Annotated in this window: 10 protein-coding genes; 7 read left to right on the top strand and 3 right to left on the bottom strand. The window is 56.0% G+C overall.

Annotation, left to right across the window (positions count from 1 at the left end; all coding sequences use genetic code 11):
- Nucleotides 1-194 precede the first annotated feature (194 nt).
- The gene (locus ACA057_RS03380; RefSeq protein ID WP_497345938.1) at nucleotides 195-3,545 is read left to right on the top strand and encodes an Ig-like domain-containing protein; all 3,351 of its coding nucleotides are present in this window, start codon (nucleotides 195-197) and stop codon (nucleotides 3,543-3,545) included.
- A gap of 130 nt (nucleotides 3,546-3,675) precedes the next feature.
- Here the strand turns inward: ACA057_RS03380 and nhaA are convergent, their stop codons facing one another.
- Nucleotides 3,676-5,013, bottom strand: coding sequence for a Na+/H+ antiporter NhaA (nhaA, locus tag ACA057_RS03375; protein WP_497345936.1), 1,338 nt, complete (start codon nucleotides 5,011-5,013; stop codon nucleotides 3,676-3,678).
- Between the two features lie 228 nt (nucleotides 5,014-5,241).
- Between nhaA and ACA057_RS03370 the strand changes: the two genes are divergently transcribed.
- A complete protein-coding gene (locus ACA057_RS03370; RefSeq protein WP_497345934.1) occupies nucleotides 5,242-6,519 on the top strand; it encodes a DUF2254 domain-containing protein in 1,278 nt (425 codons plus the stop codon).
- 6 nt (nucleotides 6,520-6,525) lie between these two features.
- On the opposite strand, the gene ACA057_RS03365 is transcribed toward ACA057_RS03370, so the two are convergent.
- Nucleotides 6,526-7,848 carry a chloride channel protein gene (locus tag ACA057_RS03365; RefSeq protein WP_497345932.1) on the bottom strand — a complete coding sequence of 441 codons (1,323 nt, stop codon included), beginning with the start codon at nucleotides 7,846-7,848 and terminating at the stop codon, nucleotides 6,526-6,528.
- 225 nt (nucleotides 7,849-8,073) lie between these two features.
- Here ACA057_RS03365 and ACA057_RS03360 point away from each other — a divergent pair, with 225 nt between their 5' ends.
- The 3 genes from ACA057_RS03360 (at nucleotide 8,074) to ACA057_RS03350 (ending at nucleotide 11,509) form a co-directional block, all read left to right on the top strand.
- On the top strand, nucleotides 8,074-9,024 hold the full coding sequence (locus tag ACA057_RS03360; RefSeq protein WP_497345930.1) for a TAXI family TRAP transporter solute-binding subunit: 951 nt from the start codon (nucleotides 8,074-8,076) through the stop codon (nucleotides 9,022-9,024).
- A 74-nt stretch (nucleotides 9,025-9,098) separates the two neighbouring features.
- Complete coding sequence (locus ACA057_RS03355; protein WP_497345928.1) at nucleotides 9,099-11,126, top strand: TRAP transporter permease; 2,028 nt, start codon at nucleotides 9,099-9,101, stop codon at nucleotides 11,124-11,126.
- Entirely contained in the window at nucleotides 11,123-11,509 is a 387-nt protein-coding gene (locus ACA057_RS03350) for a DUF1850 domain-containing protein (protein WP_214380599.1), read from the top strand. The genes ACA057_RS03355 and ACA057_RS03350 overlap by 4 nt, the downstream gene beginning before the upstream one ends.
- A 589-nt stretch (nucleotides 11,510-12,098) precedes the next feature.
- Here ACA057_RS03350 and ACA057_RS03345 read toward each other — a convergent pair.
- A complete protein-coding gene (locus ACA057_RS03345) occupies nucleotides 12,099-12,302 on the bottom strand; it encodes a hypothetical protein (RefSeq protein ID WP_214380598.1) in 204 nt (67 codons plus the stop codon).
- Between the two features lie 382 nt (nucleotides 12,303-12,684).
- Between ACA057_RS03345 and ACA057_RS03340 the strand changes: the two genes are divergently transcribed.
- Nucleotides 12,685-13,365: a response regulator transcription factor gene (locus ACA057_RS03340; RefSeq protein WP_214380597.1), complete on the top strand. Its 681-nt coding sequence runs from the start codon at nucleotides 12,685-12,687 to the stop codon at nucleotides 13,363-13,365.
- Nucleotides 13,343-14,728: a sensor histidine kinase gene (locus tag ACA057_RS03335; RefSeq protein WP_497345925.1), complete on the top strand. Its 1,386-nt coding sequence runs from the start codon at nucleotides 13,343-13,345 to the stop codon at nucleotides 14,726-14,728. The genes ACA057_RS03340 and ACA057_RS03335 overlap by 23 nt, the downstream gene beginning before the upstream one ends.
- Nucleotides 14,729-14,753: the final 25 nt, after the last annotated feature.

Below are 14,753 nucleotides of genomic sequence, written 5' to 3'. Positions count from 1 at the left end.
TTCATTAGTACTTTTTTTTCGAGGCCAGATGATGGCCTAACAGTTGCAATTTCCCCACTACCGCAGCATCTGCCGTCACTGAACAGGATGGCGGGTTTCGCCGATAGGCATGACGCGAGGGGAATAAAATGAAATCTGCTACACAACATATCCACTCAGTGAGCTATTTACGCAGGGCAGGCCTTACCTCTGCGATGCTCGTGACCCTGGCCACGGCCAACGCGGTACCGCTTGACGATGTCAGCGAGCCGCCAACGACAGACCCATCAGCATACTACACACCTCCCGCCGACCCGCTGGCAGCGGCTGCCGAGTTGGACGCCATCAAAGGCCTGCCCGAAGCCAACCAGGGAGCAATCGCCTATCCCGACGGCGTGTACGGCGACCGAAACACACCGCGCGCCGAAAACGTACTGCCGCCGAGCGTTCAGACCTCGTTCAATTTCCCTACCAACGGCAAGCCCAGCCCGTTGTTCGGCGCCCAGCCTTACACCCAGCAATTGCTGCTGTTCGAGGAGTTCGGTACGGAAAAACTCGACCCCACCCTGCCTGCACCACCACTGACATTCCCGGTACCCACCGTCGGCCCATTGCCGCAGCAAGACCCGAACAGTGTCGCCCGCAGCGGCCCTTCGAGTTCGGCATTGGAAGCCTTCATGCGCCAGCCCGGGCTGTACCCGTTTCCATCGCAGTTCTCCAACGTGCTGGACCGCAACCCTTGGAAGGCGCAGATCGAAACCTTCCTCAACCGCCATCCGGTGGGTTCGCCGGCCGAGGGCCGGCCACCGGGAAAAGGCTGGTCGCATCAACGCTGGAACGAGTTCTATCCACAGGTCGCCTTCAAAACCGTGCAAGCAGGCGCTAAGCTCAATAGCGGCATGCGTGACCGCCGGCAATTGCACAACTATGCCGTCGGTGAGTTCGGGCCAGGCGGGCTCTACTACCAGACCTCGGACATTCCGACCACGACGGGCACGACCAAAGGCATCGATACCCGTTTCCACCCCAGCATGCCGGTTCAGAATCACAATGCACTGTGGACCTTCGACGGCACCTTTCCGCCCAAATTGCTTATGGTGCGTTACGGCCAACCGGTGCTGATGCGTCACTACAACGCCCTGCCGATAGACCCGGCCGCCAACATGGGCTTCGGCCTGCACACCATCAGCACCCACGAACACAATGGCCACTCCCCGGCCGAAAGCGACGGCTACACCAACGCGTTTTTCTTTCCGGGGCAGTACTACGACTATCGCTGGCCGCTACAGCTGGCCGGTTACGACACCATCAACACCAAAGCGCAGGACCCGCGGGCGGCGTTCCCATGCGCACCGGGTGAGAAGCTGTTCGTCAACGACGCCAGCCCCGGTCTGAAGACCTGCGAAAACGGCACGATTAAGATTCGTGGCGACTGGCGCGAAACCATGAGCACCCATTGGTTCCACGACCACATGCTCGATTTCACCGCACAGAACGTCTACAAGGGCAACGCGGTGATGATGAACTACTACAGCGCTCTGGATCGCGGCAACGAAGCTATCGAGGACGGCGTCAACCTGCGCCTGCCCAGCGGTTCGGCAATGCCCTGGGGCAACCGCGACTACGACGTCAACCTCGTGGTCGCCGACAAGGCCTGGGATGCCAACGGCCAGTTGTGGTTCAACCCATTCAATACCGACGGCTTTCTCGGCGATCAGATCCTGGTCAACTGGCAGTACCAGCCACGCTTGAAGGTACGGGCACGCAGTTACCGTTTTCGCATTCTCAACGGCTCGGTGTCGCGCTATTTGAGGATTGCCTTGGTACGTGAAGTCGCCGGCAACGGTGGCGAATTTCCAGGGCCGGCCGGCTCGAATCTGTCTTATACCCGCGTGCCTTTTCACTTGATCGGCAACGACGGCAACATCATGGAACACGCTGTGCCGTTCGACGGAAGCATGGATCTGGACGGCGATGGGGATAAGCAGAACCACAACGCGATCCTGCCCACCCAAGGCATTGCCGAGCGCTTCGACATCATCGTCAACTTTGCGAAAAACGGGATTAAGACCGGCGACAAGCTGTACTTCGTCAATCTGATGGAACACAAGACCGGCAAGGGTCCAGAGAAGAACGCCCTGAGCCTCGCGGACGTGCTGTCCGAGAAGTACAAAGCGGTGATCAAGCAAGGCAGCAAAGGTCCGGAGTGGGACAAGGGCGATCCGGTAGTGGGCAAGTTCATGCAAATGATCGTGCAGCCCTACACCGGTACAGATGTCAGCATGAATCCTGCCGAATATGAGCCCGCCAAACCGGGCAAAGCCGCCGGCAAAGTCATGATCCCGCTGACCCTCGACCGCGATGACCCAGCCGTGCAGGCCAAGCTGAAACTGGCGCGGCACCGCGAGTTCGTCTTCGGCCGCTCCGACGGCACAGACGAAGCTCCGTGGACCATCAAGACCGACGGCGGTTTTGGCTACAGCATGGACCCACGCCGGCTCAACGCGGCCCCGCAACTGGCCAACGGCCCGACCGATGGCGGCTACGTCGGCGACGGTACGCTGGAAGTGTGGAAAATCAAGAACGGCGGCAACGGCTGGAACCATCCAGTACACGTGCATTTCGAAGAAGGCATCATCCTCAGCCGCGACGGCAAGGCACCACCGGAATGGGAAAAATGGGCACGCAAGGACGTGTACCGCATCGGCCAGGGCATCGACAGTTCGGTCGATGTGGAAATGGCGATCCACTTCCGTGAATTCGCCGGGACCTACATGGAACACTGCCACAACACTCAGCACGAGGACACTTCGATGCTGCTGCGTTGGGATATCGAGCATCCCGGGCAGTTCCAGTTGATGCCGACGCCTCTGCCTGGATGGGACGGTGTCACCTACGTCAACTCCGCCGCGCTGCCGACCTTCCGCACTGGCGACGCGAAGAACAATGACGATGATGACGATCAGGGTTCGAACAAAAAACCCGTCGCCAACCCGGACAGCGCCGCCAGCGCCAACGGCCAAGCGGTGACCATCAATGTGCTGGCCAACGACACCGATCCGGACGGTAACCTACCGCTCAAAGTGGTAGGCCTGAATCAGCCGGATTCGGGCATGGGCACGGTCATCACAGACGGTGCGCATGTAATCTACACGCCACCGCCTAGCATCACTGCGCCATTCACCGCGACCTTCTCCTATCAGGCCAGCGACGCCAAGGACGCCGTCTCGGAACCGGCAATGGTGTCCGTGGTGGTCTCGGCACCGGCAGCAGTCAACGAAGACTTGGTTGTCACCAGCGCCACCGTCACCGCCCGCAGCAACAGCCGCTACACCTGGGACCTGGCAGGCACGACGTCGCGAGGCACGGGCAACAGCATCACGGCGACGGCCTCGACCACCGCCGGGCCGCTGAGCCTCGGCACGGCCACTCTAACCCCGACCGGCACGGGTGCGCGCTGGCGGGTGTCGGTGACGACCACCGGTAGCGGTCCGTCGCCGAGCCCAACAGTCACCATAAGCTCGGCGTTTGGAAAAAGCACCACTGCCCCCATCAGCAGTCGTTGAACCGTATTTAGGAGGGCTTTGCGCCACTTGTATGAATTTGGGCATGCTTGTAATCGCCACCGAGCAATAGCAAGTCAGCCGTTGCCGGGTGGCGATTGCATCGTTGCAAACTGGCACATAGTAAATGTGCTTAGTACTTCAGCTTCCCCCAAATCAATCCGATGAGTGCGGCTAAGCCAGACGCCGCGAGCACGCTAAGTTTCGCCGTTGAGAGTAACGCCGGATCAGGGAACGCTAACGACGCTATGAAAATGGACATGGTGAATCCGATACCCGCCAGCAGTCCCACCAGGCCGACACCCGCCCAGGTCACGCCCTCAGGTAGCTCACAAATTTTGAGTTTAACGAGGGTTACGCTGGCCAAAACGATTCCGAGAGGCTTGCCCAGTACCAGTGCCAATACAACCCCAATGAATACATTCAGTGAGACAGCATCTTCCAGGCTGTTGCCCTCTAGACTCACCCCAGCGTTTGCCAGTGCGAAAAGAGGCATAACCCCAAAAGCTACCCATGAATGCAGTCCTGCCTGTACGCGCTGCACTGGGGGCAGTATTTCCCGCTCGGCCTGTCGGAGTTGTTTCAGCGGTGTCGCCACGGCCTGCGGACTATTCCCGGACTGGGCAAGTCGATCCATCAGTTCATGGAACGTGCGCCCGATGGTGTCCAGCGGGCGCTCCGTTGTGGGCTTGGAGCTGGTCGGTGTCATCAGCCCAAGAATTACACCTGCGAGCGTTGGGTGCACCCCCGTCTTCAGGAGGCCAAACCACACAATGGCGCCAGGCAGTATGTACGCGTAGGCCTTGCTGATACCCATTCGCTGAAAAGCCAGCACCAATACCAGTCCACTCAACGCCACCACCAAACCGATATAATCCAGGCTTGAGGTATAGAACACGGCGATGATGAGGATGGCGACTATGTCGTCGATGATGGCCAGTGCCAACAGCAGCACGCGAATACCACCCGGGATCGACTTCCCCAAAAGTGCGAGAACACCCACTGCAAATGCGATATCAGTGGCCGTCGGCACGGCCCAACCTGCACTGCCCTCGGTTCCATGATTGAACAGCGTGTAGATGGTCGCCGGCACCAAGACGCCGCCCAATGCGGCTCCTAGAGGCAGGGTCGCCAACTTGAAGTTCGCAAGCGCGCCGTCATGAATCTCCTGGCGTATCTCCGCCCCAACAACAAGGAAGAAAACTGCCATCAAGCCGTCATTGACTAAGAAGTGTAGTGAGCAAACGACTTTGAATTCACCTAGCCCTAAAGTGAGTTGGGTGTTCCAGAAATGTTCGTAGGAGTCGGCAATCGGGCTGTTCGCCCAGATCAGTGCTACCAATGCCGCGAGTAATAGAACGACACCGCTGACGGCTTCGATATGGGTAAACCGCTCAATCGCTGTCAGCGCGCGTACGGTCAACTCTTGGGGACGTGGAATCGAGGGTGACGCCAAGTTTTTATCAGGCACATTAACTCTCCGCTGGCGGCCCGACCAACGTTTGAGCATTAACCTGCGATGTGCCGTATGCAGCAACGCACCCGGCTCGATGATAGGTAGCTTAACAGCGGGAAGCAAATGACTCCGCCAATGAACCTTCCGCCGGCAATGTCACTCCATCAAAGGTGATCGAGTTGTTGCATTGGCAGACCGAACTTGAATCGTGGACCAGTGACTTCGCTATAAAAGGTATTGAAGATGATCGCTCGTTGGCGCTGGCTGCTACATCAGATGACGAAACGGCTCTGGTTCAGAGCCAGTTTATTTTCTGTACTGGGTGTGGCGACCGCATTGCTCGCCGTTGTCTTCAATGACTACATTCCCGCCTCACTGCCAGCGCGTATCGGCGCTGACGCTGTTGACAAGATTTTGGGCATCATCGCCTCCAGCATGCTCGCCGTGACCACCTTTTCGCTCAGCACAATGGTGACGGCCTACGGCGCCGCTAGCAGTGGCGTAACACCTCGCGCCACCACACTGGTGATGGAAGACCGCACTACCCAAAATGCCCTCGCCACGTTTATCGGTTCATTTCTGTTTAGCTTGGTGGGAATCATTGCATTAAGTACTGGAGCCTATGGCGCGCAAGGAAGGGTTCTGCTTTTTGCAGTGACCATCGGCGTGGTGATTCTGATCGTGTACACACTTCTGCGTTGGATCGATCACCTATCGAGATTGGGGCGGGTGGGTGAAACCATTGATCGCGTCGAAGCGGCCACCATCCATGCGATAAAAAATCGGGTCGAATGGCCTTATCTGGGGGGCGTCGCCTACCCTGCCGATGGGAGTGTTCCGTGCTCAGCGAAAGCCATTACGAGTCTTCAGACCGGGTATGTCCAACACGTCGATGTGCATGCGTTGGGTGCGATTGCTGAAGAGCATGAGACGCAGATTTATCTCGATATTCTTCCCGGCAGCTTTGTGCATGAAGGCATGCGTCTGGCCCAGGTCGTGATTTTAAGCAATGAACACATCGGAGATCCGGGGGCCTGCGCTGAAAAAATCCTGGGTGCCTTGACCATTGGCGTACGCCGAACCTTTGAACACGATCCACGGTTCGGGCTTTCGGTACTGTCGGAGATCGCCTCACGAGCCTTGTCGCCTGCGGTCAATGATCCTGGAACTGCAATTGACGTACTGGGACGCGGGGTCAGGAGCCTTACCTGCTGGGGTAAACCAACAGAACAGATGGCGGAAATAGGTTCAGGGTGCGAGCGAGTCTTCCTGCACGGACTGGATGTCGGTGACCTGTTCGACGATTTTTTCGCTCCCATCGCCAGAGATGGTGCGAGCTTGATTGAAGTGGACGTCCGACTGATGAAGGCCCTGATCAGTCTGGCGCAGATAAATCCGGATATTTTCAAAAGTGCCTGTACCAGACATATGAGTCTACTGCTCCAACGAGCGGAACATGCGCTCACATTGTCGGAAGACCAGGCGAAGCTCAGTGCACTGGCCCGAACACTGGTCCACTAGAACACCCTAAGGATTTGTCTTTCGGGTTGTGACGTCATTATCCGGCGATTGCAGAAAGCCACGAGCCAGCTGCTGATACAACTCGGGCCCCATCCGTGCGCTGACCGCTTTAGCAATCAATGCGACTGCCATGAGGCTGACCACCATCCCATGGCTGTCGATCATCTCCATCACGATAATTGCGGAAGTGATCGGGGACTGTGTTACTGCGGCCAGAAAACCGACCATGCACAACGCAATGATAGGCTGCGTCGCCAAACCAAAGAAGTCCGCGACGTTGGCTCCTACAGCGGCGCCGACTGCCAGGGACGGGGCAAAAATGCCGCCCGGGATACCGGAGAAGTAAGTCACTACCGTCGCAAGAAAACGCGTGATCGGTGCGTGCCATGGCAGGCCGACATCGGACACGATGATCTGCGACGTGATCCCGTAGCCGCTGCCAAATGACATACCGCCACTCAACCAGCCCAGTATTGCCACGATCATTCCACACGCGCCGGCGAACCATACAGGATGCGTGCGCCGCCATTCCCAGAGGACGAATCGATGATGGCGCTGGGGCCACAGCAACATCCGACTAAACAGGCCGCCCAGCAGCCCGCAGCCAATTCCGATCACCAGCACCGGGGCAATGATATCCAGGCCGATTTCGTGTATGTCGAAGTGACCGAAATAATTGTAGTTGCCCTGCAAAGCGATGGCGACCATCCCCGACAGGATGATCGTGCTGAGCAAGACTCCGCTGGTGCGGGTCTCAAGTTTGCGCCCCAGCTCTTCGACGGCAAACGCCACACCGGCCAGTGGTGTATTGAAGGCTGCCGCGATGCCTGCCGCCCCTCCGGCCAGAATAAGGTCCTCGCTGCGGATGATTCGCGCATTGGGCAGATAGCGGTGAAAGAAATGCATGATCGAAGCAGCGACTTGTACCGACGGCCCCTCGCGTCCTGCGGAAAAACCACCGGTCAGCGCCAGTGTGCCAAGTCCTATCTTGGCAAAGGCAATGCGCAGCGACACCAGTTTGTCGACGGGTTTGCCCTGATGAGCCAGGCGCGTGGCGGCAATCACCTGGGGAATGCCGCTGCCTTGGGAGCCGACAAAAAAACGAGTGGTCAACCACACTACCAACATGCCGACCAAGGGTGTGTAAATAAACGGCAACCAGGGCCGTTCGGCAGTCTGTTGCGCAAATTGCGTCAGTGCCAGATCAGCCAACCGAGCAAACATCACGACAAGTAGGCCCGCCAGGGTCGCAGCCGCCCAAAGCGTCACGCGTGTGCGCCAGCGTATGGAGGCGAAGCGGCGGCGCAGTAGCACTATCGGTTTGATCACCCGAGCGAATTCCCATTGAGTTTCAGGACTGTGGTGCTGGCAAGACTAACCGGATATGCGCTGTCGTCCAACGGCTCTAGCGCCAATGCGGAGAACCATCCCGTCACTGCAAGCCTTTATCAGGACTTCCACCGCCGAGATTGGCTCAATCCACCGCTGTCCGCGCCTGAATCAACTACAGTGGAATCACTCTGCATACAGACAAAAACAAGACGGAGATTTCCCATGCGAGTAATAAGCCGCTTTGCCCTGTTAGCCGCCGCTACGTTGGCTGTCACCACCGCAGTTCAGGCCGCTCCAGTATTCATCAACATTCTAACGGGGGGAACCAGTGGGGTTTACTACCCAATTGGTGTTGGCCTGTCACAGATCTATAACGACGGCATCCCAGGCGTGAAGACTTCGGTTCAGGCCACAAAAGCTTCGGTGGAAAATTTGAACCTGTTGCAAGCAGGTCGTGGAGAGTTGGCACTCGCACTGGGGGACTCCGTAGCCGATGCGAAGAACGGCGTGGAAGACGCCGGTTTCAGTGCGCCGTTAACCAAATTGCGCGCCATCGCGGGTGCTTACCCTAACTACATTCAAATAGTGGCCAGCAAAGAGTCAGGAATCAAAACTCTGGCGGACCTTAAAGGCAAGACCATCTCCGTAGGAGCGCCAAAGTCAGGCACTGAACTGAACGCGCGAGCGATCTTCAAAGCCGCAGGCCTGACCTATGAAGACATGGGTAAAGTGCAATACCTGCCCTTTGCCGAATCGGTCGAATTGATCAAGAACCGGCAGTTGGATGCCACCCTGCAATCTTCCGGGTTGGGCATGGCGGCTATTCGCGATTTGTCCTCTGTCATGCCGTTGAACTACGTTGCAATCCCGACTGAGGTGGTCGCAAAAATCGGCAACCCCGCCTATCAGGGCGCGATGATTCCGGCCAATACCTATGATGGGCAACCTGAAGCGGTACCTACGGTTGCGATCACCAATATTCTGGTAACGCGTGCCGATGTATCCGATGAAGTGGCTTATGAAATGACTAAGCTGTTGTTCGAAAACCTGACTCGCTTGGGCAACTCTCATTCAGCGGCCAAGGACATCAAGCTGGAAAATGCAGCTAAAAACCTGCCGATAGCACTGCACTCGGGCGCGGAACGCTACTACAAGGAAAAGGGCGCGTTGTAATGACACAAGGCGTGGCGGCAGGACCGCTACGCCTTCTTTCGCTCTTTTCAATGTGGTCATGAGGCAGGCAGCTAATGAGTGAAGATCATCAGGGCATCTCTGCAAATCCGCGAGACTGGCCAAAAACCCTGTTTTACGTGGCGTTGCTGTTCTCGATCTTTCAGATTGTCACCGCAGCGTTTGCACCCATCTCAAGTCAGGTTTTACGCGCCGTACACGTCGGTTTTTTGCTTTGGGTAGTTTTTCTGAGCTACCCCGCTTACGGCAAGGATCGTCCCTGGCAACCGCAGGCTTGGGTACTCAGTCTGGCTGGGATTGCCACGGCCTTGTATCAGTGGGTGTTCGAGGCTGACCTGATTCAGCGCTCCGGCGATCTGACGACAGCAGACACAGTGATTGGGCTTGTGCTGATCGCACTGGTGTTCGAAGCCGCCCGACGGGTAATGGGAATTGCGCTTCCAATCATCTGCGGCCTGTTCTTGGCTTATGGCTTGTTAGGCGAATATCTGCCCGGCGACTTGGCACACCGGGGATATGGATTTGACCAGATCATCAACCAACTCTCATTTGGTACAGAAGGGTTGTACGGAACACCAACCTACGTGTCGGCCACCTACATTTTCCTGTTCATCCTGTTCGGTGCCTTTTTGGAACAGGCTGGCATGATCAAGTTGTTCACAGATTTCGCCATGGGGTTGTTCGGTCACAAGCTGGGCGGTCCGGCCAAAGTCGCAGTCGCCTCGTCGGCACTGATGGGGACCATAACCGGTTCCGGGATTGCCAACGTCGTGACGACAGGGCAATTCACTATCCCGTTGATGAAGCGTTTCGGTTACCGAGCGGCGTTTGCCGGCGGGGTCGAAGCGACCTCCAGCATGGGCAGCCAGTTGATGCCGCCCGTGATGGGGGCCGTCGCCTTTATCATGGCTGAAACTATCAACGTGCCGTTCGTGGAGATTGCCAAGGCAGCGTTGATTCCCGCTATTCTTTACTTCGGATCCGTGTTCTGGATGGTACATCTGGAAGCCAAGCGCTCGAACCTCAAAGGCCTGCCCAAGGACCAATGCCCCAGTGCACTGGGCGCGGTAAAGAAGAGCTGGTACCTGCTGACTCCTCTCTTGGTTCTGGTTTACCTGCTGTTTTCCGGTCGCACGCCCCTGTTCTCCGGCATGGTGGGGCTGGCACTGACGGCCATCGTCATTCTCGGCTCGGCGATCATTCTCAGAGTGCACAATTTTGGCTTGCGTTGTGCGTTTTGGATCGCCCTCGGAGTTCTGTGCACCGGATTCTTCCAGCTGGGAATCGGCGTTATCTTTTTAGTCATCGCGGTGCTGGTATTGGTGTGCGGATTCATAAAAGGTGGCCGGGAAACGCTGACGATCTGCCTGCATGCGCTGGTCGAAGGTGCGCGACATGCAGTACCGGTGGGGATTGCTTGTGCGCTGGTGGGCATCATCATCGGCGTAGTGTCACTGACAGGCGTCGCCTCAACCTTTGCGGGTTACATTTTGGCCATTGGCCGGGACAACCTGCTGCTTTCACTGGTGCTGACGATGATCACCTGCCTGGTGCTGGGCATGGGCATTCCGACCATCCCCAACTACATCATCACCAGTTCAATCGCAGCACCTGCACTGTTGGAACTGGGTGTGCCCCTGATCGTGTCACACATGTTCGTGTTCTATTTCGGCATCCTAGCCGACCTAACGCCACCGGTGGCCCTCGCCTGCTTTGCCGCAGCACCGATTGCGAAGGAGACCGGATTCAAGATCAGTTTATGGGCGGTCCGTATTGCGCTCGCTGGGTTCATCATTCCGTTCATGGCCGTCTACAACCCGGCGCTCATGTTGCAAGGTGGCAATTTATGGATGACTGCCTACATGTTGATCAAGACAACGTTGGCGGTCGGTCTCTGGGGAATGGCATCAACGGGATACCTGCAACAAAAAATGGCGCTATGGGAACGCTTGTTGAGTGTTGGCGCGGGAGCATTGTTAATCGTGGCGTTGCCGCTGACCGATGAAATTGGCTTTGCACTTGGGCTGCTGGTGATCCTTCAACACGTGTGGCGGTCGAAGCAGGTCGGGACGGCTAACGCATGATTGGATTGTGTCTGGGTCTCGCTGGCGTCGTCTGGGCGCAGTTGCCCATTTCGCAGTTCACGCTGGCGTGGGACCACACTATCGAGAAGATCCGTTGGGAGGAGGACTACCGCGTCACCAAGCAAGGCCTTGTGTTGAAGGAAGCCAGAATCCGGGGCAATGGTGCGGGAATGGAAGTTCCTGAGGACGCCCGACTGGAAAATGGCAGTTGGCACTACCAACGTCAGCTGCCACCGCTGCAACCTCTGCGCTTGGGGCGTACTCCGGAGGCTGGAGACTACCAATTGTGCATTAATGGGGCGTGCAACTTCATGAGCCGGTGGGTTGGAATACCGACCAACAGCCAGCCTTTCATACAGATGTGGAGTTGCGAGACGGGCTAATGCCTGGATATCCGAATTCGGATTTGGAAAGACAGGTAAACGACTTGGCAGACTGAAAAAACGCCTATCGACATTTATGAGCGCATTTTGCCAGCGACCAAAGGTTAGGACGGATCACGAGAAAGGTCATCGCGCCCCATCAGATTTAAACTTTGGCATACGGTCTCTGCTTCTTCACACACTAGGTACTTTTCACTGACGAAGATACCCGTAACCGTGTTGACGATCCGGTAATAAAAATCCGTGTTGGAATTGTTCGCCGCGTCTCGATAAACAGGCCCATCGTCCGTAAGCAATGGACGTTTTTGCACGACAAATATTTCGTCCATTCCCCTCCCAAGTTTTTGCTCACCGATAGACAAAGCCAACCTCTCCAATTCGCGCAAACGATTCGAGCGTCTGTGGCGTAGCAAGATACCTCAAGCGGGAGAAATAGGTCGACTAGTTGCGGGGCCCCGTTGCGACTCCTTTAGTGAATCAGGTGAATGGGACGTATATCGCACGAAGCGCAGACTCAGCGCGCCCACTCCCCCCTGGAACTGCACACCTGTGGTAGACGCCATGATCTGGAAATCTATTGAAATGAAGGTCAGTCGACAGCCTGGAAGTCTCCGTAACCTCTAGGAAGCTCCATCCAAGTGTCAAGAGCTGCGAGCTGCCTGGCGACAGCAGCATCCCACTCGGAACCTACGGCCATGTTTTTACTCATCATGGCGTGGATGACAGCTGTCGCCTGTTGGTACTCATGATGTATTTCCAACGCTTTTGCTAAAAACTCTTTTTGCCGAGTCATAGGGGGCTCCAAAGGCTGAAACCGAGCATTGATCCGCATCCTTATACAATTGACATCAGCATGAATTCGTTGGTTGCAAGAGGCTGGTTGATAGCCCCAGATCTACATCAGGTACACCTGAATGCTTCATGCAGTGACCCAACTTGCGTAGGTACACATCAAACCAAAGGCTAACAAAAAGAACGCCAAATAAGGGGTCATGTTTTCCCTCCTCTCGGTGCGGAGCGCATCAGTTTTCGAATATATCGGTGCTTTGGCATGCATCAAGGTTAAGGTGGGTTAAGAAAATTTAATCTTCGGCCGCTGCGCTGGTCACTAAGGTGGACCTGCCAAGGCGGCATTGAGTCGCAAGCGCTAAGAGCAGGCTGAAGCGGAGGAAGGTATGAATTGCGCATTGGTCATAGAGGACGACAAGGTGACGGCGGAAGTCATCATCACTGAACTCCAACGCCATGGTTTCAGTGCGAAATGGGCCGCAACTGGACGCGACGGATTAGCACTGGCGATTGCGGGAGGTTATGACGCCATTACCCTGGATCGAATGCTTCCCGATTTTGATGGCCTAACCATTGTCAGTACGTTGCGTAGTCTTGGGATTCAAACACCTGTCCTGATGATCAGTGCACTTTCAGACGTCGATGAGCGCGTTCAGGGTCTGCGTGCGGGCGGCGATGATTATCTGACCAAACCCTTTTCTGCTATCGAGATGGTTGCGCGTCTTGACGCATTGCTTAGGCGCACCAGTGTAGACGCAGGCCATCCGCAACTTTGTTGCGGAAACCTGCGATTGGATCTGGTCGAACACAAACTGACTCGAAATGATGAACACATTCTGCTGCTACCGACCGAGTTCAAGCTGCTCAATTACCTGATGCGCAGTGCCGGCCAGTTGGTCACTCGGACCATGCTGTTTGAAGAGGTCTGGGGTTATCACTTCGATCCTGGGACGAACATCATCGATGTTCACATTGGTCGGCTGCGCAAAAAGCTTGAAGGCGACGAAGGCACACCCGTCATTCATACAATACGCGGTGCCGGCTATGTCCTTGCTACCAAAAACTGAGGAGTGGCGCTCATCCGGTAGTCGATTGATCGGGTTCTACGCCATATTTTTTGTGGTTTGGGGGGCACTCTTCACCGGCGTGTTGTACTGGGAAATCTCCCACTACCTGGGCACCGTTGCAGAGCGGACATTATTGCAGCGTGCCCACTACTATCAAAAAATCGATGACAAAAAACTGGTGAAAGAACTGGCTGCCAGTGAAGCCTACTCAACGCCCGGGATCGATGCTTACGGATTGTTCACTTCCGACGGACAACACGTTGCAGGAGACCTGCTCAAACTGCGCTCCAGTTTGCCCGATGATGGCAAGGTTCATTATCTTGAGCGCGGACTGAGCATTGCGTTACCTGACAAAGAAACCAGAAGCAGTTATGCCCTGTTAGCACGCCGCCCTGACGGGCATATTCTTATTCTGGCGCGTGACGGTGGCTCGATCTTGGCCGTTGGCGGGATTATCGAGCAGGCATTGATGTGGGGACTTTCGTTAACACTCATCCCCGGATTGATTGGTTGGCACTTGTTGCGGCGTCTGCCCTTACGCCGTGTCAAACGCCTACAGCTTTGTACCGAGAGCATCGTTTCAGGCAACTTGTCGGAGCGTTTACCCTTATCCGCCCGTCGCGATGAATTGGATATGCTGGCAAATGCCGTGAATACGATGCTCGATCATATCGAGCAACTGATGCATGAGGTCAAAAGTGTTTGTGATGGTGTCGCTCACGATTTGCGTACGCCACTAACTCGGCTGCGTGCAAGGCTTTATCAGCTCCAGCAACTGCCTATAGACAACGATCACGAGCAAATTTTGAACCAAGCCCTTGAGGAAAGCGAATCGATCATGGTGCGTTTTCAAGGATTGCTTCGGGTTGCTGAACTCGACGACATTCGTCGCCGCTCGGCATTTGCACCTTTCAAAATTATGGCGCTGTTACAGCAAGCGCATGAATTTTATGAGCCTTTGGCACTCGACCGCTCTCAGACGCTCTCTCTGGAAATTACCAATAACCTGCCTCAACTGTATGGCGACTCTTCGTTGATGTTTGAAGCCTTGGTCAACCTGCTCGATAACGCCATCAAATTCACCCCGGAGGGAGGGCACATCAAATTGCGGGGAAGTATCAAGGATTCAACGGTCATCGTTGAAGTTGCTGACGATGGCACTGGCATACCCGAGACAGACCGTACACACGTCATTCGCAGGCTCTACCGAGGGGACGCTAGCAGAATGCAACCCGGCCATGGCCTCGGATTATCCCTGGTCGCGGCCATCGTGAAATTGCACGGCTATACGTTGGATATTCAGCCTGCCGCTATGCATAGCGGTACCCGTGTCTTGATTATCTGCCCGACGGTTTCCGGTTGATTTGCGGATCTATCGATACCTGCAC

The organism is Pseudomonas sp. LBUM1661 (genome assembly GCF_059695925.1).
This window is presented reverse-complemented; position numbering and strand designations above follow the sequence as displayed.

What these genes read in the sequence shown, in the direction of transcription:
- ACA057_RS03350 (WP_214380599.1), top strand. Translation starts at nt 11,123, where the DNA reads ATGATTGGATTGTGTCTGGGTCTCGCTGGCGTCGTCTGGGCGCAGTTG.
- ACA057_RS03360 (WP_497345930.1), top strand. Translation starts at nt 8,074, where the DNA reads ATGCGAGTAATAAGCCGCTTTGCCCTGTTAGCCGCCGCTACGTTGGCT.
- ACA057_RS03380 (WP_497345938.1), top strand. Translation starts at nt 195, where the DNA reads ATGCTCGTGACCCTGGCCACGGCCAACGCGGTACCGCTTGACGATGTC.
- ACA057_RS03335 (WP_497345925.1), top strand. Translation starts at nt 13,343, where the DNA reads ATGTCCTTGCTACCAAAAACTGAGGAGTGGCGCTCATCCGGTAGTCGA.
- ACA057_RS03370 (WP_497345934.1), top strand. Translation starts at nt 5,242, where the DNA reads ATGATCGCTCGTTGGCGCTGGCTGCTACATCAGATGACGAAACGGCTC.
- ACA057_RS03345 (WP_214380598.1), bottom strand. Translation starts at nt 12,302, where the DNA reads ATGACTCGGCAAAAAGAGTTTTTAGCAAAAGCGTTGGAAATACATCAT.
- ACA057_RS03340 (WP_214380597.1), top strand. Translation starts at nt 12,685, where the DNA reads ATGAATTGCGCATTGGTCATAGAGGACGACAAGGTGACGGCGGAAGTC.
- ACA057_RS03355 (WP_497345928.1), top strand. Translation starts at nt 9,099, where the DNA reads ATGAGTGAAGATCATCAGGGCATCTCTGCAAATCCGCGAGACTGGCCA.